Raw genomic sequence first — 23,413 nt, 5'->3', positions numbered from 1 at the left:
CGCGAGCGCCGATGAGCGTGGCCGCGCCGCTCAGCCCGCCAGCTTCTGCGCGAGCCGCGCGCGGGCCGTATCGTGGGTGCGCTCGAACTTGAGCGGCGTGACCGTCACATGGCCGGCGCGCAGCGAGGCGGTTTCCGAGTCGGGCGCATCGTCGCGCGGGCCGCGGCTGAGCCGCAGCCAGTGATAGTCGAGCTCGCGCGGATCGGTGCGCGACACCACCTCGATGCCGCCGAGCAGGCCGATGCCCTGCTGCGTCACCTTCAGCGAACCCACCGCGTCGGCGGCCACCGCCGGGAAGTTCACGTTCAGGCAGGCATCGCGCTCCCAGCCGGCTTGCGCCAGTTGGCGGATCACGCCGGCCGCGTGCGCGGCGGCCGTGCTCCAGGGCACCGCGTTGCGATCGGCGAAGGCCTGGCTCAGCGCGATGGCGGGGATGCCGAGCAGCATGCTCGTCATCGCGGCGCCCACCGTGCCCGAGAACACCGTCTCGGTGCCGAGGTTGGCGCCGCGATTGATGCCCGAGAGCACCAGCTCGGGCGGCGCCTCGCGCATCAGATGGCCGGCCGCGACGGCCACGCAGTCGCCCGGCGTGCCGCGCACGGCGAAGCGGCGCTCGCCCTCGCGATGCACGCGCAGCGGCTCGTGCAGGCTGATCGAATGCGAGGTGCCGCTTTGGTCGGCCATCGGCGCGACCACCCAGACCTCGCGCGCCAGCGTGGCGGCGACTTCCTCCAGCACCTTGAGGCCCGGCGCGTCGTAGCCGTCGTCGTTGGTGAGCAGGATGCGTTGGAAGATCGGGCTGGCTGGCGACATCGTTCGAGGCCTCGCTGGAAGAGTGGATGAGAAGATACACGGCGCGCGCGGCGCGTGGTGTTGCGAAGCGGCCATGCCAACAAGTTCCGCGCCTCGGGATCGCGAGGCGCGCTCGGCCCGCCGGCTCGCGCTCAGAGCGCGCGGCCGATCTCGCCGCTGGCGGCGCGCAGCGCGTCGCGATCGAGGATCTCGATCTCGCCGACCTGCACCCGCACGATGCCGCGCGCGGCCAGCTCCCTGAGCAGCTGGTTGGTGGTCTGGCGCGTGAGCGAGGCGAGCGCGGCGAGCTTCTCCTGCGAGAGCCGGATCCGCGTGTGGCCGGTGCTGATCCCGCCATAACCCTCGGCGATCATCAGCAGGCGCGCGGCCAGCCGTTGCGCGGCCGGCATCACGCTGATCGCCTCCACGGTCAGGAACGACAGCCGCAGCTTCTGCGCCATCAGGAGCCCGAAGTGTCGCCAGTAGCGCGGTTCGGCCTCGAGCACTTGCTGCAGTGCAGCTTGCGCGAGATGCAAAAGTCGTGTGTTCTCCACGGCAATCGCATCGTGCGTGCATGGCTGGCCGTCGAACAAAGATATCTCGCCGAACCAGGTGGTCGGCTCGAGAACGGTCAGCAGGGCCTCGCGTCCGTCCGGATCGACCGCGCCGATGCTCAGCGCGCCGGACAGCACGGCGTACAGGCCGCAGGGCGGGTCGCCGCGCCGGAACAGGGTCTCGCCGGCGGCGAGTTCGCGCGGCGTGGCGAGATCGAGCAGGCTCGCGCGCAGCGCGTCGGGCAGTGCGCGGAACCAGGGGTTCGCGTCGAGTCGGGGGAGCAGGTCGGCGGGCGGCGCGGGCATGGGGGATGTCGGGTAGCTGACAGCGTAGGCGCTGGGCAAGACGCATGATAGCGCTCGTCAAGGAGGCAGACACGATGAAGACACTGACCGATCAACTCGCCAACTACGCCGCGTATCACCGCGATACGCGCAACATCCTCACACACCTGTTCGGCATCCCGATGATCGTGCTCGCCGTGGCCGTGCTGCTGTCGCGGCCGGTGGCGGGCATGCCGGCGGGCATCGCGCTGACCCCGGCGCTGCTGGTGACGGTGGCCATCGCGATCTACTACCTGCGGCTCGACCTGCGCTTCGGCCTGGCCATGAGCGTGCTGCTGGCGCTCACGCTGTGGCTGGCACGCGCGCTGGCCGGTGGGAGTACCGCGCTCTGGCTCGGTTCCGGGATCGGCCTGTTCCTGCTCGGCTGGGTGATCCAGTTCGTCGGCCACGCCTTCGAGGGCCGCAAGCCGGCCTTCGTCGACGACGTGATCGGCCTGGCGATCGGGCCGCTGTTCGTGGTGGCGGAGGTGGCGTTCGCGATGGGCCTGCGCCGCGCGCTGCGCGACGAGATCGAACGACGCTCGGGCCCGCAGCGTCACGGGCCGCGCGGCGCGAGCGCCTGAGCCGGGTGACCAGGATCGCCGTGTTCGGCGCGGGGGCGATCGGCTGCTACATCGGCGGCCGGCTCGCCGTCGCCGGCGGCGACGTGCGCTTCGTGGGGCGCGCCGCGACCGGCGAGATGCTGCGCGAACACGGCCTCACGCTGAACGACTACCTGGGCCGCGAGGCGCAGGTCGCGCCCGAGCGCATCGCCTTCGACACCGATCCGCGTTCGCTGGCCGATGCCGAGGTGGTGCTGGTCAGCGTCAAGTGCACCGCCACGCCGGCGGCGGCCGCCGCGCTCGAGCCGGTGCTGCGCCCCGGCACGGTGGTGATCAGTTTCCAGAACGGCGTGCGCCAGGCCGATGCGCTGCGCATCGCGCTGCCGGCGCGCACGGTGCTGGCCGGCATGGTGCCCTTCAACGTGATCGCGCGCGGCGATGGCCTGTTCCACCAGGGCTCGGGCGGGCAACTGGTGGTGGAGGCCTCGCCGCATCTGGCGAGGATCGACGAGGTGTTCGATCGCGCGGTGCTGCCGCTGCGGCACCGCGAGGACATCCTGGCCGTGCAGTGGGCCAAGCTGCTGCTCAATCTCAACAATGCGGTGAATGCGCTCTCGGCGCTGCCGCTGCGCGAGCAGCTCGCGCAGCGCGACTACCGGCGCTGCCTGGCGCTGGCCCAGCGCGAGGCCTTGCGCGTGCTGCGCCGCGCGGGCCTGCGGCCGGCCTGGCTGACCCTGCTGCCGCCGGGCTGGATGCCGGGGCTGCTGTCGCTGCCCGATGCGCTGTTCTCGCGTCTGGCGAACTCGATGCTCGAGATCGATCCGCTGGCGCGCTCCTCGATGGCCGACGACCTGTCCGCGGGCCGCTCGACCGAGATCGACTGGCTCAACGGCGAGATCGTCCGGCTCGCCGCCGAGATCGGCATGGCCGCACCGGTCAATGCGCGGCTGCGCGAGCTGGTGCTGTTGGCCGGGCGCGATCGCGCCCGCAAGCGCTGGCGCGCCGACGTCCTGCTGCACACCCTGCTCGATGCCGCCGGCGAGGCGCCCACGCCGCCCGAGCCGGCCTGAGCCTGCTTGAGCAGGATGCCCGCCGGCGTCTTCCCGATCAGATCACCAGTTGATGTCGACGCACAGCACCTGCATGCCGTCCGCGCCGGGCGCGGCCACCGAGGCGGTCACGCACAGGTGCGCCTCGTTGATCGACAGGTAGGGCGGCGTCACGCGCACGCGGCCGGGCGCGCGCATCGCGTCGATGAAGTAGGGACGTCGCTCCCAGCTCGCGCCTTCGGAATGCAGCAGCGGGCGGAAGCGCTTGGCGCGCTGCGAACTGCGGATGCGCGGCAGCACGTTGTCGCCGATCTGGTGGCCCGAGGCGTCCAGCAGGAAGCAGCGTGCCGCGTCGGGCAGGGCCAGCAGCGCGGCGGTGGCCGTCTCCACGTCCTGGCCGGCGCCGAGCTGGGTGCTGGCCTGTTCGAGCGCGCTCAGGTAGGGCGCGAGACGCGCCTGCTGGTTGCGCTCGCGCTCGGCCACGCGCAGCCGCAGCGCGGCCGACAGCGTATCCATGCAGCCGGCGGCGGCCTGCGGCTGCACCGGCTCGACGCTGGGCCCCGAGAAGTAGGTGCCCTGCACGAAATCGACATTGCATTCGAGCGCGATCAGCGCCTCGCGCTCGGTCGACAGGCCGCCCATCAGCACCAGTTGCCCCGATTCGTGCAGCAGCGAGACCAGCCCCGGCAGCACGCGCTCCAGATGCGAGTGCTCGCTGGCCTGGGCCAGGATGCCGCGATCGAGCGTGACGATGTCGGGATGCAGGTGCCAGACGCGGTCGATGTTCGAATGCTTGGCGCCGAAGCCGCCCAGCGCGATCAGGAAGCCGGCCTTGCGCAGCCCGTCGACGATCGCGCCGAAGCGCGGCGTGTCGCCCCCGGCCTGCTCGGGCACCTCGAGCACCACGCGCTGCGGCGGCAGGCCGAGCGCCTTGAGGTTGGCCAGCAGGGCGTCGCCGTAGATGGTGTCCATCAGCGCTGCCGGGTGCAGGCTCAGGAAGAGCCATTCCTCCTGGCTGTCGAAGGCGTGGAAGTTGCCCAGGTGCAGCGATTCCGCCAGCCGTCCCAGCTCCAGCAGGTCGCCGCGCCGCGCCGCCTGCGTGAACACCTCGTGCGAGGGCACCTGGGCGCCGTCGCCGCCGTGCGCGCGCAGCGAGGCGTGATAGCCGATCGCGCGCCGGTGCGAGACCGAGAACACCGGCTGGAATACGCTGAACACGGTGTAGTCGCCGTACAGCACGGTGCGCCGGTTGCCGTCGTCGCCCGCGACGGGGCGCGGCGGCTGGAAGCCGGGAGGATCGATGTCGATCATGGTCATCATGGTGGCGGCGAGGGAGAGGGTGACAGTTTACCTAGCGCACATGAAGGAGCAAGAAGCATGCGCGGCAGGCGCCGCCCGTCTCGGCGGGTTCGGGTCGAGGGCGAGGGTGGCGCCCGGCCCGGCGCGGGCCTGGATTGCACCGCGGCGGTGCATCGCGGGGCGCGCCGCGCACCCGCGCGGCCCCGTTCGCGCCGCTCAGGCGCGTTCCGAGGGATCGGTCTTCTTGGCCGCGCCGCGCACGTCCGGCGAGAGCTGGGCGAAGATCCAGGCCGAGCCGGCCGTGATGATGCCCACGCACAGGAAGGTGGCGTGGAAGGCCGGCAGCGTGTGGGTGGGGGTGACGCTGCGCATCACGCCGGTGAAGGTGGCCAGCAGCGCGCCGGCCACCGTCACGCCCAGGCTCATCGACAGCATCTGCACCAGCGAGAACAGGCTGTTGCCGCTGCTCGCGCCGCCGGTGCCGAGGTCCTTGAGCGTGAGCGTGTTCATCGCGGTGAACTGCATCGAATTGAAGCCGCCGAAGATCGCCAGCTGCAGCACCTGCAGCCACAGCGGCAGGCGATCGCTCATCAGCGCCATGCTGGCCATCAGCAGCCCGACCATCACGGTATTGGCCAGCAGCACCTTGCGGTAGCCGTGGCGCGTGATGAGCCCGGTGATCACGCGCTTGGAGAACATCCCGGCGGCGGCCACCGGCAGCATCATCAGGCCGGCCTCGAAGGCCGAGTAGCCGAGGCTGACCTGCAGCAGCAGCGGGATCAGGTAGGGCATCGCGCCGCTGCCGATGCGCGCGAACAGGTTGCCGAGCAGGCCCACGCTGAAGGTGTGGATCCGGAACAGCTCGAGCGAGAAGATCGGGTTCGGCGCGCGCACCGCGTACAGGCCGTAGGCGACGAACGAGGCCAGGCCGAGGATCATCAGCACCAGCACGGCGGCGTGGTCCATGCCGAGGTCGGCGAGCCCGTCGAGCGACAGCGACACGGCGATCATGCCGGTGGTCAGCAGCAGGTAGCCGCGCAGGTCGAAGCGGCCCACCGAGGGATTGCGGGAATCGGGCATCGAGTAGTAGGTGGCCAGGCAGCCGACCACGCCGACCGGCACGTTGATCAGGAAGATCCAGTGCCAGGAGGCGATCTTGACCAGCCAGCCGCCCAGGGTGGGGCCGATCAGCGGGCCGATCAGGCCCGGGATCGCGACGAAGGACAGCGCCGGCAGGTAGCGCTCGGCCGGGAAGGTGCGCAGCACCGCGAGCCGGCCGACCGGCAGCAGCATCGCGCCGCCCACGCCCTGCGCGACGCGGAAGGCCACCAGTTGCGGCAGCGTGTGCGCGTTGGCGCACAGCAGCGAGCTGGCCGAGAAGATCAGGATCGCGCTGAAGAACACGCGGCGCGTGCCGAAGGTGTCGGCCAGCCAGCCCGAGACGGGGATCATCACCGCCATCGTCAGCGAGTAGGCGATCACCACCGACTGCATGCGCAGCGGCGATTCGCCGAGGCTCGCCGCCATCGAGGGCAGGGCCGTGTTGACGATGGTCGCGTCCAGCGTCTGCATGAAGAAGCCGGTGGCCACGACCCACAGCATCACGGTCAGGGACGATTCGCTCGGCGTGGCGGCGGGAGGACGGGACATGGCGGGGCTCGGAGTCACGGACAGCCGTCATTGTAGGAAAAGCGTGACGGATGCGCAGCCGATTCGGGGGCGGATGATCGAGGCGCCGGGTCCTCGGCACGATGTTTCGTGCTCCTCATGCGCCGGAAACGCCGCCTTCGGGGCGCAGCGGGACCGGTGCCTTCAGGTCTATCGAGGCCGCGTCGCGCGGGAATGCATCGTTCGGCGCCGGCGCGAGCGGCATCACGCGCCGGCCGGGTCGACGTCGAGCGGATCGACGCCCACATATCGCGCGCGCGGCCGGATCAGCTTGCCTTCGCGCTGCTGCTCCAGCGCGTGCGCGATCCAGCCCGCCGCGCGCCCGGCGGCGAACAGCGTGAAGGCGGCGCCCTCCGGCAGCGCCAGCACGCGTTCGAGCAGCGCCAGCGCGAAATCGACGGTCGGCCGCTCGCCGGTGGCGGCCGCCACGCCGTCCAGCACCGCCAGCGCGCTGCGCAGCGCCTCGCGCGCCGCGGCATCGAGCCCGGCATGCTCGCGCAGCATCCCGAGCAGCGCGCCGGCGCGCGGGTCGCCGTCGGGATAGAGCGGATGACCGAAGCCGGCCAGGCGCGTGCGCCCGCCCTCGCCGCGTTCGTCGTGCGCGAGCCGGATCGCCAGGTAGCGGTCCAGGTCGGCCGCGCGCGCGGCTTCGTCGAGCAGGGCCCGCGCGCGTACCGTCTCGCCGCCGTGGCGCGGCCCGGCCAGCGCGGCCAGGCCGCCCGCGATCGCGCCGAACAGGTGGGTGCCGGTCGAGGCGATGCAGCGCACCGCGAAGGTCGAGGGGTTCAGTTCGTGGTCGGCGCAGAGCACCAGGGCGGCGCGCAGCAGCTCGGCATGCCGCTTGTCCAGGCTCCAGGCCTCGGCGAGCTGCAGGTGCGCCGGACGCGCCGAGGGCAGGCCGCCGGCCAGTGCCGCGAGCGTGGCGCGCAGCAGCGCCACCGCCACCTCCAGCCGCGCCTGCTCGCCGGGCGCCCACCGGCGCGGCAGCCGCGCGGCGCAGGCCGGCAGCATCGCCAGCGCGCGATCCAGCGGCGCGCAGTCGGCCCAGTCCCGCAGCCAGCCCTGCCAGCGCGCCAGCTCGGCTCCGGCGAGCGCCGGTTGCGTGGCGAGGCGCTCGGCCGGGCAATCCCACAGCAGCGCGGCCACGGTTTCCAGCGAGGCCGAGGCGGCCAGGCCGATCGCGTCGCGGCCGCGATAATGCGGCCGGCCGCCGGCGATCTGGGTGATGCTCGACTCCAGCACCGGCACGCCCCAGTCGAGCGAACGCTCGGCCACGCCGCCCGCGCGCTTGGCATCGGCGCGGCGGCGCGCCAGCAGGCGCACCTCGTCGGCGTCGTAGCCGCGCTGGCGGGTGCGGCCGTCGGCATGCGAGGCGAGCAGCCCGCGGCTGACATAGGCATACAGGGTCGGCACGCTCACGCCGAGCAGGCGGGCGGCTTCGGCCGCGTTGATGCGGGGCATCGCAAGGGCTCCCTTTCGCGCAGTCGCGCGCGATCAAGCAAACAAATCTGTATGTATTGATTCGAACCATCAAGATTGATCGGTTTCGACCGGCAATTCTAGACTCGCTGCACCGATTGTCGATCAGGAGATCAGCATGGATGCACGACAGGCCCTGGCCACCCTATGGCAGATGGCGGGCGGCTCGGCCGATGCCTTGGCGCGCGTCGAATTCGATCATGGCGAGGACCCGGGCCTGCCCTCGGTGCATCGCGTCGGCACGCTCGCGAGCGCCACCGTCGCCGCGGCGGGGCTGGCCGCGGCCGAATGTTTCCGGGCGCGCACCGGGCGCGCGCAGCAGGTGTCGGTGGCCCAGCGCGCGGCGCTGGCCGTGTTCCGCAGCGAGCGCTACCTGCGCGTGGACGGCAAGCCGCCGCCCGAGCCGCGAGACCCCGCCACCGGTTTCTATCGCACGCGCGATGGCCGCTGGATCCAGTTGCACGCAAATTTCGCGCATCACCGGCAGGGCATCGTCGCGGTGCTGGGCTGCGAGGACGTGCCGGAAGCGATCGCCGCGGCGATCCTCGGCCGCGACGGCGCCGAACTCGACACCACGCTCGCCGAGGCCGGGCTCTGCGCGGCATTGATTCGAACTCCGGAGGAATGGCATGCCCTGGAGGCGGCGCGCGCGCTGGCGCGGCGGCCCCTGTTCGAGATCGAGCGGATCGGCGATGCGCCGCCGCGCCCGGTCGGCGCCGGCGAGGCGGGCCAGCCCTTGTCGGGCACGCGCGTGCTCGACCTGACGCGCATCATCGCCGGCCCGGTGGGCGGGCGCACGCTGGCCCAGCACGGCGCGGAGGTGCTGCTGGTGAACGGCCCGCACCTGCCCAACATCCCGGCCCTGGTGATCGACAACGGGCGCGGCAAGCGTTCGGCCCATCTCGACCTGCGCGAAGCCGAGGGCCGCGCCGCGCTCGACGCGCTGGCGGGCGGCGCCGCCGTGTTCCTGCAGTCGTACCGGCCCGGCGCGCTGGCCGCGCGCGGGTTTTCGGACGAGGCGCTGGCGGCGCGCCATCCGGGCATCGTCAGCGTGTCGGTCTGCGCCTATGGCTACGAGGGACCCTGGGCGACGCGGCGCGGTTTCGACAGCCTGGTGCAGTCGGCCAGCGGCATCGCCTGGCACGAGCAGCGCGCGGCCGGGCGGGATTCGCCGGTGCACCTGCCTTGCCAGGCGCTCGATCATGCGACCGGCTACCTGGCCGCGTTCGGCGCGATGATGGCGCTCAGGCGCAGGGCGCGCGAGGGCGGGAGCTGGCGTGTGCGCGTCTCGCTGGCGCAGACCGGGCGCTGGCTGCAGTCCTTCGGCCGGATCGAGGGCGGGCGCGACCTGCCGGACCTCGGCATCGACGCGGTGAGCGACTGCCTGGACGCGCCGTTGGCCTCGCCGTTCGGCCTGGTGCGGGGCGTGAGGCCGGCCGAGCGCCTGTCGGAGACGTCGCCGAGCCTGTCGCGCCCGCCGGTGCCGCCGGGCACCGACGCGCCGCGCTGGCTCGATTGAGATGGCGGGATCGCATTCGCGCGATGCGCCGACGCGGCCGGGAGCGCGCACGGAACTTGCGCCGCGCGCCGGCCGATTGCGTTACTTGCGCAGCTCCACCACGAAGTCGTAGTAGTCGTTGCGGCAGTAGGTATCGGTCAGCTCGATGGCGCGCTGGTCGGCCGTGTAGCCGATCCGCGTGATCAGCAGGAGCGCGTCGTGCGGGGCGATGCCCATCTGCCGGGCGATCTCCTCGCTGGCGTTGACGGCGCGGAAATGCTGCAGCGCGCGCACGATCGGCGTGCCGCGCTGTTCGAGGTAGGAGTAGAGCGAATCGCCGATCGCGGCCGGGTCGGGGATCAGGGTGGCGGGGAAGGTCGAATCCTCGACCGCCATCACGATGTCGTCGGCCAGGCGCAGGCGCTTCAGGCGCGTCACGGAGGCGGCTGGCGACAGCCCGAGCTGGATCACCTCGTCGCGATTGGCGGGCTGCACGCTGCGCGCGATCCAGCGCGAGCTGGGGGTGAAGCCGCGGCGGCGCAGCATCTCGCTGAAGCTCGACAGGCGCGAGAGCGGGTCTTCGTAGCGTGGCTGGATGAAGTTGCCGGCGCCGTGGGTGCGGCGGATCAGGCCTTGCTCGACCAGCAGCGCGATCGCCTTGCGTGCCGTGATGCGCGACACGCCCAGCGCCTCCGAGAGCACGCGCTCGGACGGCAGGGCCTCGCCGGCCGCCCAGCGGTTCTCGTGGATCGCGTCGCCGAGCTTGCGGGCGAGTTGCAGGTAGAGCGGCGTGTCCTTGTCCGGGTCGGGGCGCAGATCGTGCCAGCGGTCTTCCGTCGGTGGCTTCATGAAGGAGGTGTGAAACAGGGTGGGGTCATTTTATGACATCGCGCGCCGCCGTTATAGCTCGCGATGCCCGGCTCGGTGATAGTCCGTATGCCGGATGCCCGCGAGCGCCGCGCGGCGTGCCTCGCTACACTGGCGAGCCGGCCTGTTGCCGGATCACCAGCGAGGACGAGATGGCCAGTACCACCACGACGATCGCGCTGCCCGACGGCGAGAGGATCGCGAAGCTCGGGCAGGGCACCTGGGAAATGGGCGAGCGGCCGGCGCGCCGCGCCGCCGAGATCGCCGCGCTGCGCGCCGGCATCGAACTGGGCATGACCCTGATCGACACCGCCGAGATGTACGGCGAGGGCGCCACCGAGGAACTGGTCGGCGAGGCCATCGCCGGCCAGCGCGACGAGCTGTTCCTGGTCAGCAAGGTCTATCCGCACAATGCCGACCGCCGTCGCATGATCGCCTCCTGCGAGGCCAGCCTGAAGCGCCTGGGCACCGACCGGCTCGATCTCTACCTGCTGCATTGGCGCGGCGGCGTGCCGCTGGAGGAGACGCTGGCCGGCTTCGAGGCGCTGCGCGCGGCCGGCAAGATCCGCCACTGGGGCGTGAGCAATTTCGACACCGACGACATGGAGGAACTGGTCGCGGCGGGCGGCGCGGGCTGCGCGACCAACCAGGTGCTCTACAACCTGGCGCGGCGCGGGCCCGAGTTCGACCTGCTGCCGTGGCTGGCCATGCATCGCATGCCGGCCATGGCCTACAGCCCGATCGACCATCAGCGGCTGCCGCGCGGCACCGTGCTCGACGAGATCGCCGCCGAGCGCGGCCTCACGCCCGAGCAGGTGGCGCTGGCCTGGGTGCTGCGGCGCGAGGAGGTGCTGGCGATTCCGAAGGCGGGCACGGTCGAGCACGTTCGCGCCAATCGCGCCGCGCAGGACCTGCTGCTCGACGATGCGGCGCTGGCGCGGCTCGACGTGGCCTTCGAGCCGCCGCGCGCCAAGCGGGCGCTGGAGATGCTCTAGCGGTGGCGGCGCCGCGGAGGCCCGGCGGCGCGCCGCCCGGCTTCGTCAGGCCAGTTGCGAGCTGGCGCGGCGCCAGCGATGGAACAGGATCGAGCCCACCCAGCAGGCCAGGAACAGCGCGACGATGCCGTAGCCGATCGCGCCGAAGCGCTCGTTGATCGCGCCGATCGCCTCCCAGAAGCCGCCCGCCAGGCCGAGCTTGTCGGCGGCCAGACCGAGCGCCTCCACGCCGCCGATCACCAGCGCCACGGCGGCCGACACGAAGGTGATGCTGAGGTTGTAGGCGAGCTTGCGTTTCGGGTCGTCCATCGCCCAGCCATAGGCGTGCACCATCAGCACGTTGTCGGTCGAGTCGATCAGGGTCATGCCGGCGGTGAACAGCGCGGGAAACACCAGCACCGCGTGCAGCGGCAGGCCCTGGTTGGCCTGCGCGGCGGCGATCGCGAGCAGGCCGATCTCGGTGGCAGTGTCGAAGCCCAGGCCGAACAGCAGCCCGACCGGGTACATGTGGGCGCTCCGGGTGACCAGGCGGAACAGCGGGCGCAGCAGGCGCGTGAGCAGGCCGCCCGGCGCGTGGTGATGGCTGCCCGCCTCGTGCTCGTGATGCGCGGCGGCTTCGGCGCCGGCCGCGCGGGCGCGACGGTAGCGGCGCCAGATGTCGCGCAGGATCACCAGGTTGATCAGCGCCAGCACCAGCAGGAAACCCGCCGAGACGGCCGTGCCGATGGTGCCGCCGACGGCCTTGAAGCCGTCGAAGCGCGAGCGCAGCGCCAGCGCCGAGATCGCGATGCCCAGCGTGGCCAGGATCACGATGGTGGAGTGGCCCAGCGAAAAGAACAGGCCGACCGAGAAGGGCCGCTTGCCGTCCTGCATCAGCTTGCGCGTGACCGTGTCGATCGCGGCGATGTGGTCGGCGTCCACCGCGTGGCGCAGGCCGAAGCCGTAGGCGAGCGCGGCCGTGCCGAGCAGCAGCGGATGGTCGTGCAGCACCACCAGTGCCCAGATCCAGGCGGCGAGGTTGGCGCCGATCAGCCCGGCATAGAGCAGGAACAACTGGCGGCGGGACGAGCTGGGCAGGGTCGGCATGATCGATGAAGAGGATCGATGGGAACGCCGACGATTCTGACACGAGCAAAAATCCGGCGGTATGACCGGACGAGCCACGGCGCGCGTGATCGCGGGCAGGGACCGGCTCGGCCCTGCCGTCGAAACAGGTTTTACAGTTTAACTGTGCAGTTTTCCTGTAGAGATGCTATCGTTGCGCGCATGTCCCCCGTCTGCCCATCTCCCGCCCCGCACGAACCCGCGCATCTGGCCGGCGAGCTGCGCATCGCGCTCGGCAAGCTGATGCGCCGGCTGCGTGAACAGGGCCGCGCGGGCGATTTCACCTCCTCGCAGCGCTCGGTGCTGCTGCGCCTCGAACGCGACGGTCCCGCCACGGTTTCCGCGCTGGCGCGCGCCGAGAGCGTGCGTCCGCAATCGATGCGCGCCACCGTCGCCGCGCTGGAGGCGGCCGGCGCCGTGACGGGGTCGCCCGATCCCGAGGATGGCCGGCAGACGCTCATTGCGCTGGCCGAGGTCTATCGCGAGCGCCTGCGGGCCAGCCGCGCGGCGCGCGAGGATTGGCTCGGACGCGCGCTCGAGGCTCGCCTGTCGGCGGCCGAGCGCCAGGAGCTGGCTGCGGCCGTCACGCTGCTGCAGCGACTCGCGGAGGATTGAGCGATGAGGCGCGGCGAGCGATCCGATTCCTCCGCACCGAGGTGCTTGCCGGCCAGCCGCGCGCCGCGTTCGGTTGCCGCTTCCCTCGCTTCCACCTCCCGCGCTCCCGTCGCCTGCACGTCCACCGCCAGCCCGGAGCCGCGATGAACCTGGCCCGCTCGTTCCGTTCGCTGCGTCATCCGAACTACCGCCTTTGGGCGGCCGGCGCGCTGGTCTCCAACATCGGCACCTGGATGCAGCGCACCGCGCAGAGCTGGCTGGTGCTGACCCAGCTCACGCGCCACGACGCCTCGGCGGTGGGCCTGGTGATGGCGCTGCAATACGCGCCGCAGATGCTGCTGCTGCCCTGGACCGGCTACGCCGCCGACCATTTCGACCAGCGCAAGCTGCTGCGCGTGACCCAGGCGCTGATGGGCCTGTTCGCGCTGCTGTTGGGCCTGATCGTGGTGACCGGCGTGGCGCGGCTCTGGCATGTCTATGTGTTCGCGCTGCTGTTCGGCAGCGCGGCCGCCTTCGACGCGCCGGTGCGCCAGACCTTCGTCACCTCGCTGGTCGGCGACGAGGACCTGCCCAACGCGGTCGCGCTCAATTCCACCGTGTTCAATGCTGCGCGCATGGTCGGCCCTGGCGTGGCCGGCGTGGTGATCGCCTCGGTCGGCACCGGCTGGGCCTTCGTGATCAACGGGCTGTCGTTCGGCGCGTTGCTGCTGTCGCTGTCGCGGCTGCGCGTCCCGGCCCGGCATCCGGGCGCGCGTTCGCGGCGCGCCCAGGGCGGGCTCGCGGCCGGGCTGCGCTACGTGAGCGGGCGGCCCGACCTGATCGCGATCCTCGCCATGCTGTTCCTGATCGGCACCTTCGGCCTGAACTTCCAGATCTTCATCTCGACCATGGCGGTGGACGTGTTCCATGCCGGCGCGAGCGGCTTCGGCCTGTTGTCGTCCATCATGGCGATCGGCACCATCGCGGGAGCGCTGGTGGCCGCCGGCCGCGAGCAGCCGAACCTGCGCACCCTGCTGGCCGGCTCGGCGATGTTCGCGCTCGGCTGCGCCTGCGCGGCGCTCTCGCCGGGCTTCTGGGTCTTCGCCGTGATGCTGGTGGTGACCGGCATCGCCTCGCTGACCATCACCAATACCTCGAACAGCCTGATGCAGTTGTCCACCGAGCCCGGCATGCGCGGGCGCGTGACGGCGCTGCGGGTGGCGATCGTGATGGGCGGCACGCCGATCGGCGCGCCCATCGTCGGCTGGGTGGCCGATCGCTTCGGCCCGCGCTGGGCGCTCGGGGTGGGCGCCGCCGCAGGCGTGGCGGCCGCGCTGGTCGCCATCCGCGCGATGCGGCGCCAGGCGCGCGACGGCGAGGCTGCGGCGGCGGCCAAGGCCTTCGACGTGGTGCAGGCGATCGCCTCGGAGCCGGCGGCCGGGCAGGCCTCGGCCGCTTCCCGCGAGCCGCCCGCGCGGCGCTGAAGCACGATGCTGAAGCTCGGCGCGCCCCGGCGAGCCCGCCGCCATCCGCTGCCCGAGCCGGTCGCGGCATCGACCGCCTTGCCGCCGCGGCGCGCCCAATAAAAAGCCCGTCCACCAGGGACGGGCTTCGGAATTCAGGGTGCCGCCCGCGAGCGGCGCCCCGTGTCGATCAGCGGGCCGACCTCAACCCGCCTTCGACTTGATCACGGCTTCCGAGACGTTGTTCGGCGTTTCCGCGTAGTGCTTGAACTCCATCGTGTAGGTGGCGCGGCCCTGGGTGGCTGAGCGCAGCGAGGTCGAGTAGCCGAACATCTCCGAGAGCGGCACCTCGGCGCGCACGATCTTGCCGCCGCCACCGGCGATGTCGTCCATGCCCTGCACGATGCCGCGACGGCTCGACAGGTCGCCCATCACGTTGCCCATGAAGTCCTCGGGCGTTTCCACTTCCACCGCCATCATCGGCTCGAGCAGCACCGGCTTGGCGCGGCGCATCGCTTCCTTGAAGGCCATCGAGCCGGCCATGCGGAAGGCGTTTTCGTTCGAGTCGACATCGTGGTACGAGCCGAAGGTCAGGTGCACCTTCACGTCGACCACCGGGTAGCCCGCCAGCACGCCGGCCTTCAGCGTGTCGGTGATGCCCTTGTCGACGGCCGGGATGTACTCGCGCGGAATCACGCCGCCCTTGATCTCGTCGAGGAACTCGTAGCCCTTGCCCGGGTTCGGCTCCAGCGTGATCACGGCATGCCCGTACTGGCCGCGGCCGCCCGACTGCTTGACGAACTTGCCCTCGACGTCCTTCGCCTCGGTGCGCACCGTCTCGCGATAGGCCACCTGCGGCTTGCCGACCGTGGCCTCGACGCCGAACTCGCGGCGCATCCGATCCACCAGGATTTCCAGGTGCAGCTCGCCCATCCCGGAGATGATCGTCTGGCCCGACTCCTCGTCGGTCTGCACGCGGAACGAGGGATCCTCCTGCGCCAGGCGGTTCAGCGCCAGGCCCATCTTCTCCTGGTCGGCCTTGGTCTTCGGCTCGACGGCCTGCGAGATCACCGGCTCGGGGAATTCCATGCGCTCCAGGATGATCGGCGCGTTCACCGCGCACAGCGTGTCGCCGGTGGTCGCGTCCTTCAGGCCGACCGCGGCGGCGATGTCGCCCGCGCGCACTTCCTTGATTTCCTTGCGCTCGTTGGCGTGCATCTGCAGGATCCGGCCCAGGCGCTCCTTCTTGTCCTTGGTCGCGTTGAGCAGGGTGTCGCCCGATTCCACCACGCCCGAATAGACGCGGAAGAAGATCAGCTGGCCGACGAAGGGGTCGGTCATGATCTTGAAGGCCAGCGCCGAGAACGGCTCGTCGTCGCTCGGATGACGCTCGGCCTGCTTTTCCGGATCGGCGAAGTCGTGGCCGAGGATGGCGGGCACGTCGACCGGCGAGGGCAGGTAGTCGATCACGGCGTCGAGCATGGCCTGCACGCCCTTGTTCTTGAACGCGCTGCCGCACAGCATCGGCACGATCTCGTTGGCGATGGTGCGCTGGCGCAGCGCCGCCTTGATTTCGTCCTCGGTCAGCGAATCGTGGTCGGTCAGGTACTTGTCGAGCAGTTCCTCGCTCGACTCGGCGGCCGCCTCGACCATCTTCTCGCGCCATTCATGGGCCAGCTCGACGAGGTTCGCGGGGATCTCCTCGTAGCTGAACTTCACGCCCTGGCTCTCGTCGTCCCACAGGATCGCCTTCATCTTGACCAGGTCGACCACGCCCTGGAAATGATCCTCGGCGCCGATCGGGATCTGGATCGGCACCGCCACGCCCTTCAGGCGATCGCCGATCTGCTTCTGCACGCGGAAGAAATCCGCGCCGACGCGATCCATCTTGTTGACGAAGGCGATGCGCGGCACCTTGTACTTGTTGGCCTGGCGCCAGACGGTTTCCGATTGCGGCTGCACGCCGCCCACCGAGTCGTAGACCATGCAGGCGCCGTCCAGCACGCGCATCGAGCGCTCGACCTCGATCGTGAAGTCGACGTGCCCCGGGGTGTCGATGATGTTGATCCGGTGCTCGGGATAGTTGCCGGCCATGCCTTTCCAGAACGCGGTGGTCGCGGCCGACGTGATCGTGATGCCGCGCTCCTGCTCCTGCTCCATCCAGTCCATCGTGGCCGCACCGTCATGCACTTCGCCGATCTTGTGGCTCACGCCGGTGTAGAACAGGATGCGCTCGGTCGTCGTGGTCTTGCCGGCGTCGATGTGAGCGCTGATTCCGATATTCCGATAGCGCTCGATGGGGGTTTTGCGGGGCACGTGAACCTCCTGATGGTTCCTGGACGTACGGATCGGCCGAGATTGACCGGTCCGGGACTACTTTTTCGAGATTTCAAGCATAGCCTGTGCTCGTGGCTTTTGCAGGTGGGGATCGCGGGCCGGGATTCAAGCGGGGGCGCGAAACCGGGCGGGCGAGGCAGGCAGACGGCCGGAAAGCCGCATCGGGCGTGCCGCGGCGGGCGATGCCCGGGAGAAATTCAGGGGGAATTCGGAGGGATTCGGCGAGGACGCGGTGGCGCCGGACGAGGTTTCGGCCCGGGCATGAGCCCCGGCCCCGCGTGCGCCGCGCGAGATTTCAGACCCGCCGCGCGCGCTGGCGGCGGCAGGCTGCAGCTGTATACAAGGACTACAGGGACGACAGGGGGCTACAAGAACGTCGTGCCGGCCGCGCTCACTGCTGCTGCGGCTGCGGCAGGCCGTCGAGCTTCATGCCCGGCTTGATGCCCTTGGCCGTGAACCAGCCCTTGCTCATTTCCAGCGCATAGACGCCGTTGTTGCGCGGGCAATGGTTGTCGGTGGTCTCTGCCTGCATCTCGTCGATGTCGGTGACGGTGCCGTCGGCGCGGATGAAGGCGATCGACAGCGGGATCAGCGTGTTCTTCATCCAGAAACAATGGACCGCGTTCTCGTTGAAGACGAACAGCATTCCCTCGTTCGGCGCGAGCTGGCTGCGATACATCAGCCCCTGTTCGCGATCGGCCTCGTTGGCGGCCACGGCCGCGTCGATCACGTACATGCCGGCGCGCAGCTTGACGCGCGGGAACTCGCTCGGCTGCTTCGCGCCCGGCGGAATGCCGTTCGATTGCGCGAGGGCGGGCGCGATGCCGCCGGCGGCGAACGCGAGCGCGACGGGAACCACGGCAAGGCGCACGAGGCGGGACAGCGAAGAGCGCGGGGAGAATCGCACGACGGAACTCCTGAACGGGTAATCGAGGGCTGCATGGTACGCGATGCGCGCGCGCCGGTGCAGCGGGGGGGCGCGCCTCGAGGCCGGCTGAAAGCTTCGCGGCCGTGCGCGCCTGGGGCGCGGCCAAAACAAAAAGGCAGATCGCCTCGCGGTGATCTGCCTTTCAACGGCACGGGAGCCGAACTGCTGATCCCGATGCTGTTTACAGCCTGCTTGCTTAGTTCGAAGCAGCTGCCGGGGCTGCTGCTTCGCTTGCAGCTGCCTTCTTCTTTGCGTGGTGCTTGGCAGCGTGCTTCTTGTGCGTTGCCTTCTTGGCCGGTGCCGAAGCGGCTTCCGGAGCAGCGGCCGGAGCCGAAGCTTGTGCGAATGCAGCCGTTGCGAACAGGCCAGCGACCAGAGCGGCGATCAGTTTGTTCATCTTGTGTTTCCTCAGCTTTAGTTAATTAACCAAATGACCCGGCATAGGAGTCAATTCGTCTAACGAGGCCATCCACCTTTCGGTTGACAGACGCGACAGGAAATTTTTCCTGGCGCTGCGGACACGGCTGCGGGCGGCTTCGGTCTGGAAGGACCAGGCTTACCGCGGCTTGGCGCCAATGCCGGATAGCTTCGGTCGGCATCTGCGTCTGATAACGGGCGGTCGAGAGGATCGGTTGACGCACGTCATGAAACTTTCATGCGTGGGGCGCAAAACCGTCCCAGGGCGCGCGCGGCGGCAGCGCGAGCGTGTCACCCGGTGCAAGGCCCAGCGCGAACAGGTCGAGCGCGCCGATGCCCACGCGCACCAGGCGCAAGGTCGGGTAGCCGACCGCGGCCGTCATGCGGCGCACCTGGCGGTTCTTGCCTTCGGTGATCGACAGCTCGATCCAGGTGGTGGGGATCGCGGCGCGAAAACGCACCGGCGGATTGCGCGGCCACAGCGTCTCGGGCGGTTCGACGTAGTCGGCGCGGCAGGGGCGCGTCACGTAATCGCCGAGATCGACGCCGCGCGCCAGCGCCTTGAGCGCGGCGTCGTCGGGCGCGCCTTCCACCTGCGCCCAATAGCGCTTGACCAGCTTGTGACGCGGTTCGGCGATGCGAGCCTGCAGCGCGCCGTCGTCGGTGAGCAGCAGCAGGCCTTCGCTGTCGGCGTCGAGCCGCCCGGCCGGATAGACGCCGGGCGTGCGCACCCAGTCGCCCAGCGAGGGGCGGGTTTCGTGCGCCGAGAACTGGCAGATGGTGCCGAACGGCTTGTTGAGGGCGATCAGGGGCATCGAGGGAGCGGGCGCGGGGCGGGCCGCATCGTGTGGCAAATGGCGGAATCTTAATGCATAATACGGAACGCCAAGTCTTTTGTCTTATATAAGACTTGATGGTCGTCGGCAGCCGCGCGCGTTGCTCGCGCCGCCTTGCCCGGTCGGGGCGCTAGAATAGCGGCCAAGGTTTTCTGTGCATCAGCCAGGCAACTACACGCTTTCCAATCAGCCCAGCCATTCACTGGAGTCGACCATGCCGTATCAGCACATCGTGGTTCCGGACGGGGGTGACAAGATCACCGTCAATCCGGATTTGACGCTCAACGTGTCGAATCAGCCGATCATCCCTTACATCGAGGGCGACGGCTGCGGCGTCGACGTCACGCCGGTGATGCTGAAGGTGGTCAACGCCGCGGTGGAGAAGGCCTACGGCGGCCAGCGCAAGATCCACTGGATGGAGATCTACGCGGGCGAGAAGGCCACGCGCGTCTATGGTCCCGACGTCTGGCTGCCCGAGGAGACGGTCGAGGTGGTGCGCGACTACCTGGTCTCGATCAAGGGCCCGCTCACCACGCCGGTCGGCGGCGGCATCCGTTCGCTGAACGTCACGCTGCGCCAGGAACTCGATCTCTACGTCTGCCTGCGCCCGGTGCGCTACTTCAAGGGCGTGCCCTCGCCGGTGCGCGCCCCGGAGAAGACCGACATGGTGATCTTCCGCGAGAACTCGGAGGACATCTACGCCGGCATCGAATGGCCGGCCGATTCGGAGCAGGCCAAGAAGGTGATCCGCTTCCTGCGCGAGGAGATGGGCGCCAAGATCCGCTTCCCCGACAGCTCCGGGTTGGGCATCAAGCCGGTCTCGCGCGAGGGCACCGAGCGCCTGGTGCGCAAGGCGATCCAGTACGCGATCGACCACGACCGCAAGTCGGTCACCCTGGTGCACAAGGGCAACATCATGAAGTACACCGAAGGCGCGTTCCGCGACTACGGTTACGCCCTGGCCCTGAAGGAATTCGGCGGCGAGCTGATCGACGGCGGCCCCTGGGTGCGCGTGAAGAACCCCAGGACGGGCGCCGAGATCACCATCAAGGATTCGATCGCCGACGCCTTCCTGCAGCAGATCCTGCTGCGCCCGGCCGAATACGACGTGATCGCCACGCTGAACCTGAACGGCGACTATATTTCCGATGCGCTTGCCGCGCAGGTCGGCGGGATCGGCATCGCGCCGGGCGCGAACCTGTCGGATTCGGTGGCGATGTTCGAGGCCACCCACGGCACGGCGCCGAAGTACGCGGGCAAGGATTACGTGAACCCGGGCTCGGAAATCCTGTCTGCCGAGATGATGCTGCGCCACCTCGGCTGGACCGAGGCGGCCGACCTGATCATCGCCGCGATGGAGAAGTCGATCCAGCAGAAGCGCGTCACCTATGATTTCGCGCGGCTGATGGAGGGCGCGACGCAGGTCTCGTGCTCGGGCTTCGGCAACGTGCTGATCGAAAACATGTAAGCAAGCCCAGCGGTATCGCCGGAGCGATCCGGCCACCCCGGCGCGCGGCCGATGTCGCCGGGGCAAGAAAGCGGTTCGTCGGCCTCGCATTCGCGGTTGGTTAGATCGCGGCCCGGTTGGTTCGCTCTCAGCGATCTTCTGTCAATTTCTCGGTTCCAAGCATCAAACATGTCCACGTCCAAGATCATCTACACCCTCACCGACGAAGCTCCGGCACTCGCGACCTATTCGCTGCTGCCGATCGTCAAGGCCTTCACGCATTCGTCGGGCGTCGACGTCGAAACGCGTGACATCTCGCTGGCCGGCCGCATCATCGCCGCCTTTCCCGAGGCGCTGACGCCCGAGCAGAAGATCAGCGACGACCTGGCCGAACTCGGCCAGCTCACGCTGCGCCCGGAAGCGAACATCATCAAGCTGCCCAACATCAGCGCCTCGGTGCCGCAGCTCAAGGCCGCCATCGCCGAGTTGCAGGCGCAGGGCTACAAGCTGCCGAACTATCCCGACGAAGCGGGCAACGACGCCGAGAAGGACGTCAAGGCACGCTACGACAAGATCAAGGGCAGCGCCGTGAACCCGGTGCTGCGCGAGGGCAACTCGGACCGCCGCGCGCCGCTGTCGGTCAAGAGCTACGCCCGCAAGCACCCGCACAAGATGGGCGCCTGGACCGCCGATTCGAAGTCGCACGTCTCGAGCATGAGCGAGGGCGATTTCTACGGCAGCGAGAAGTCGGCGCTGATCGGCACGGCCGGCAACGTCAAGATCGAGCTGACCACGGCCGACGGCACCAAGAAGGTGCTGAAGGAAAAGACCGCCGTGAAGGCCGGCGAGATCATCGACGCCTCGCTGATGAGCCGCGCCGCGCTGCGCAGCTTCCTGGAGGCGCAGGTCGCCGACGCGAAGGCCAAGGACGTGCTGTTCTCGGTGCACCTGAAGGCCACCATGATGAAGGTGTCCGATCCGATCCTGTTCGGCCAGGTGGTGTCGGTGTTCTATGAAGACGTGCTGGCCAAGCATGCCGACACGCTCGCCAAGATCGGCTTCAACCCGAACAACGGCATCGGCGATCTCTACGCGCGCCTGAAGGACCTGCCGGCCGAGACGCGTGCAGCGATCGAAGCCGACATCAAGGCCCAGTACGAGAAGCGTCCGCACCTGGCGATGGTCAACTCGGACAAGGGCATCACCAACCTGCACGTGCCGAGCGACGTGATCGTCGACGCCTCGATGCCCGCCATGATCCGCGACTCGGGCGGCATGTGGGGCGCCGACGGCAAGCTGCACGACGCCAAGGCCGTGATTCCGGACCGCTGCTACGCGGGCGTGTACCAGGCCGTGATCGACGACTGCAAGCAGCACGGCGCGTTCGATCCGGTGACGATGGGCAGCGTGCCCAACGTCGGCCTGATGGCGCAGGCGGCCGAGGAATACGGTTCGCACGACAAGACCTTCCAGATTCCCGCCGACGGCGTGGTGCGCGTCACCGACGAAGCCGGCAACGTGCTGCTCGAGCACACGGTGCAGACGGGCGACATCTGGCGCATGTGCCAGACCAAGGACGCTCCGGTGCAGGACTGGGTCAAGCTGGCCGTGAACCGCGCGCGCGCCTCGAACACGCCGGCCGTGTTCTGGCTCGACGCGAACCGCGCCCACGACGCGCAGATCATCAAGAAGGTCGAGCAGTACCTGAAGGATCACGACACCAGCGGTCTCGATATCCGCGTGCTGCCGCCGGTCGAGGCGACCCGTTTCTCGCTGGAGCGCATCCGCGCCGGCAAGGACACCATCTCGGTGACCGGCAACGTGCTGCGCGACTACCTGACCGACCTGTTCCCGATCATGGAGCTGGGCACCAGCGCCAAGATGCTGTCGATCGTGCCGCTGATGGCCGGTGGCGGCATGTTCGAGACGGGCGCGGGCGGTTCGGCGCCCAAGCACGTCCAGCAGTTCAACGAGGAAGGCTTCCTGCGCTGGGATTCGCTGGGCGAATTCCTCGCGCTGGCCGCCTCGCTGGAGCACCTGGGCAACCAGTACCACAACCCGAAGGCGCTGGTGCTGGCCAAGACGCTCGACCAGGCCACCGGCAAGTTCCTCGACGAGAACCGTTCGCCGGCACGCAAGGTGGGCGGCATCGACAACCGCGGCAGCCACTTCTACCTGTGCCTGTTCTGGGCCCAGGCGCTGGCCGCGCAGACCGATGACGCGGAACTGGCCGCGCAATTCGCCGGCGTCGCCAAGACGCTGACGGAGAACGAGGCGCGCATCGTCGAGGAACTCGGCGCGGCGCAGGGCAAGCCGGTCGACATCGGTGGCTACTACCGCCCGAACGTCGAGCTGACCAGCAAGGCGATGCGCCCGAGCGCGACGCTCAACGGCGTGATCGACGCACTGGGCAAGTAAGCCGGGCGAGTGCCCGGCGCCGATCGATCGCATGCGAGTGCGACAACCGGCGCCGGACGAAACACGGCGCGCGAGGTGGGGTTCACCTTGCGCGCCGCGGCTTGTGTCGATAGCCGGGATGCCGGCTGTCGACCGGGCGAAGCGGGAGGCCCGCGCATCGCTGCGCGGGCCTCCCGCTGCCGTTTACACGTGGACGATTTCCCAGTCGTCGAGCTGGCCCGGGATATCGAGCGTGGACGTATCGACTTCCTCGAGCGTCGGGCAGTTCACGCCGCGCGCCAGGTAGTCGACCGCGTGCTCGGGGCTCTGGAATTCACCGAGCGAGTCGTTGCCGAAAGTGGCTTCCCAGCCGTCGTTGCCCGGCAGGATATAGAACGATCCCTGGTCCGATCCGTAGCGAAATCCTTTCATTTCATCCTCCGCCTGCTAGTCAAAAAAAATCCGGTGTGTGACGGTCATCGTGGGTGGCGCTGTCTGCCTGCGAAACCGTCGATCCATGGAAACCAGTCTACGTGCGCGCCGAATCCGGATCGAGCCCGTAGAGGCCTCGTTCCAAACAAAAATAAATCAATAAAAACAATATCTTGAAAAATATATTTCGCGATGCGCAACGTTGTGCGGCATTGCGAAAACGCCGATTTGTGCCCCGCACCACGATTTTTTACGACACGCGGCAACGTTCCGTATCGTGAAATTTTCGGGATTCAGGGCGACGACGGGATGGCCGACACGAAAAACCGGGGCGGGAAGCGCGGGCGAACGGGGCAGAGGAAGGGTGAAA

At 69.4% G+C, this 23,413-nt stretch carries 20 protein-coding genes; 8 read left to right on the top strand and 12 right to left on the bottom strand.

The window, feature by feature from the left end; translation table 11 throughout:
- Positions 1–30: 30 nt before the first annotated feature.
- Positions 31–813, bottom strand: a complete 783-nt coding sequence (surE, locus tag FB600_RS31855; RefSeq protein ID WP_145757963.1) for a 5'/3'-nucleotidase SurE — start codon at positions 811–813, stop codon at positions 31–33.
- Positions 814–944: 131 nt separating this feature from the next.
- Positions 945–1,652: a Crp/Fnr family transcriptional regulator gene (locus FB600_RS31850; protein WP_046577383.1), complete on the bottom strand. Its 708-nt coding sequence runs from the start codon at positions 1,650–1,652 to the stop codon at positions 945–947.
- Between the two features lie 74 nt (positions 1,653–1,726).
- Between FB600_RS31850 and FB600_RS31845 the strand changes: the two genes are divergently transcribed.
- Both FB600_RS31845 and FB600_RS31840 read left to right on the top strand, forming a co-directional pair.
- Positions 1,727–2,254: a DUF962 domain-containing protein gene (locus FB600_RS31845; RefSeq protein WP_096750312.1), complete on the top strand. Its 528-nt coding sequence runs from the start codon at positions 1,727–1,729 to the stop codon at positions 2,252–2,254.
- Between the two features lie 5 nt (positions 2,255–2,259).
- Positions 2,260–3,303: a 2-dehydropantoate 2-reductase gene (locus FB600_RS31840; protein WP_096750313.1), complete on the top strand. Its 1,044-nt coding sequence runs from the start codon at positions 2,260–2,262 to the stop codon at positions 3,301–3,303.
- Between the two features lie 42 nt (positions 3,304–3,345).
- Here FB600_RS31840 and FB600_RS31835 read toward each other — a convergent pair whose 3' ends face one another.
- From FB600_RS31835 to FB600_RS31825, 3 genes are all read right to left on the bottom strand, one after another.
- Positions 3,346–4,599 carry an EAL domain-containing protein gene (locus FB600_RS31835; RefSeq protein WP_036038570.1) on the bottom strand — a complete coding sequence of 418 codons (1,254 nt, stop codon included), beginning with the start codon at positions 4,597–4,599 and terminating at the stop codon, positions 3,346–3,348.
- Positions 4,600–4,797: 198 nt separating this feature from the next.
- Entirely contained in the window at positions 4,798–6,231 is a 1,434-nt protein-coding gene (gene mdtD, locus FB600_RS31830) for a multidrug transporter subunit MdtD (RefSeq protein WP_013699166.1), read from the bottom strand.
- A gap of 222 nt (positions 6,232–6,453) precedes the next feature.
- Positions 6,454–7,710 carry a citrate/2-methylcitrate synthase gene (locus FB600_RS31825; protein WP_096750315.1) on the bottom strand — a complete coding sequence of 419 codons (1,257 nt, stop codon included), beginning with the start codon at positions 7,708–7,710 and terminating at the stop codon, positions 6,454–6,456.
- Positions 7,711–7,846: 136 nt separating this feature from the next.
- Between FB600_RS31825 and FB600_RS31820 the strand changes: the two genes are divergently transcribed.
- The gene (locus FB600_RS31820) at positions 7,847–9,247 is read left to right on the top strand and encodes a CoA transferase (RefSeq protein WP_145757964.1); all 1,401 of its coding nucleotides are present in this window, start codon (positions 7,847–7,849) and stop codon (positions 9,245–9,247) included.
- 81 nt (positions 9,248–9,328) lie between these two features.
- Here the strand turns inward: FB600_RS31820 and FB600_RS31815 are convergent, their stop codons facing one another.
- Positions 9,329–10,075, bottom strand: a complete 747-nt coding sequence (locus FB600_RS31815; protein ID WP_013699163.1) for a GntR family transcriptional regulator — start codon at positions 10,073–10,075, stop codon at positions 9,329–9,331.
- A 170-nt stretch (positions 10,076–10,245) separates the two neighbouring features.
- Here FB600_RS31815 and FB600_RS31810 point away from each other — a divergent pair, with 170 nt between their 5' ends.
- Positions 10,246–11,088 (top strand): aldo/keto reductase, encoded by an 843-nt coding sequence (locus FB600_RS31810; RefSeq protein WP_145757975.1) that lies wholly within the window; start codon positions 10,246–10,248, stop codon positions 11,086–11,088.
- A gap of 45 nt (positions 11,089–11,133) precedes the next feature.
- Here FB600_RS31810 and FB600_RS31805 read toward each other — a convergent pair whose 3' ends face one another.
- Complete coding sequence (locus FB600_RS31805; RefSeq protein WP_096750318.1) at positions 11,134–12,174, bottom strand: HoxN/HupN/NixA family nickel/cobalt transporter; 1,041 nt, start codon at positions 12,172–12,174, stop codon at positions 11,134–11,136.
- 180 nt (positions 12,175–12,354) lie between these two features.
- On the opposite strand from FB600_RS31805, the gene FB600_RS31800 reads away from it, so the two are divergent.
- Together FB600_RS31800 and FB600_RS31795 are read left to right on the top strand one after the other, a co-directional pair.
- Complete coding sequence (locus tag FB600_RS31800; protein ID WP_096750319.1) at positions 12,355–12,807, top strand: MarR family winged helix-turn-helix transcriptional regulator; 453 nt, start codon at positions 12,355–12,357, stop codon at positions 12,805–12,807.
- 143 nt (positions 12,808–12,950) lie between these two features.
- Positions 12,951–14,270: an MFS transporter gene (locus FB600_RS31795; RefSeq protein ID WP_145757965.1), complete on the top strand. Its 1,320-nt coding sequence runs from the start codon at positions 12,951–12,953 to the stop codon at positions 14,268–14,270.
- Positions 14,271–14,453: 183 nt separating this feature from the next.
- Here the strand turns inward: FB600_RS31795 and fusA are convergent, their stop codons facing one another.
- The 4 genes from fusA to FB600_RS31775 form a co-directional block, all read right to left on the bottom strand.
- On the bottom strand, positions 14,454–16,565 hold the full coding sequence (fusA, locus tag FB600_RS31790; RefSeq protein WP_013699158.1) for an elongation factor G: 2,112 nt from the start codon (positions 16,563–16,565) through the stop codon (positions 14,454–14,456).
- 412 nt (positions 16,566–16,977) lie between these two features.
- The gene (locus FB600_RS31785) at positions 16,978–17,493 is read right to left on the bottom strand and encodes a DUF192 domain-containing protein (protein WP_098181626.1); all 516 of its coding nucleotides are present in this window, start codon (positions 17,491–17,493) and stop codon (positions 16,978–16,980) included.
- Positions 17,494–17,710: 217 nt separating this feature from the next.
- Positions 17,711–17,911, bottom strand: coding sequence for a hypothetical protein (locus FB600_RS31780; protein WP_082193305.1), 201 nt, complete (start codon positions 17,909–17,911; stop codon positions 17,711–17,713).
- A gap of 256 nt (positions 17,912–18,167) precedes the next feature.
- Positions 18,168–18,746 carry a pseudouridine synthase gene (locus FB600_RS31775; protein WP_017920498.1) on the bottom strand — a complete coding sequence of 193 codons (579 nt, stop codon included), beginning with the start codon at positions 18,744–18,746 and terminating at the stop codon, positions 18,168–18,170.
- A gap of 235 nt (positions 18,747–18,981) precedes the next feature.
- Here FB600_RS31775 and icd point away from each other — a divergent pair, with 235 nt between their 5' ends.
- Positions 18,982–20,235, top strand: coding sequence for an NADP-dependent isocitrate dehydrogenase (icd, locus tag FB600_RS31770; RefSeq protein ID WP_046577369.1), 1,254 nt, complete (start codon positions 18,982–18,984; stop codon positions 20,233–20,235).
- A 168-nt stretch (positions 20,236–20,403) separates the two neighbouring features.
- Positions 20,404–22,632, top strand: a complete 2,229-nt coding sequence (locus FB600_RS31765) for an NADP-dependent isocitrate dehydrogenase (protein WP_098153664.1) — start codon at positions 20,404–20,406, stop codon at positions 22,630–22,632.
- A 183-nt stretch (positions 22,633–22,815) separates the two neighbouring features.
- On the opposite strand, the gene FB600_RS31760 is transcribed toward FB600_RS31765, so the two are convergent.
- Entirely contained in the window at positions 22,816–23,043 is a 228-nt protein-coding gene (locus FB600_RS31760) for a hypothetical protein (protein ID WP_013699152.1), read from the bottom strand.
- Between the last annotated feature and the right edge of the window lie 370 nt (positions 23,044–23,413).

Source organism: Burkholderia sp. SJZ089 (assembly GCF_007828315.1).
Taxonomy (GTDB): domain Bacteria; phylum Pseudomonadota; class Gammaproteobacteria; order Burkholderiales; family Burkholderiaceae; genus Burkholderia; species Burkholderia gladioli.
Note: the sequence above shows the minus strand (reverse complement) of the source record. Positions and strands in the feature narration are given on the sequence as shown.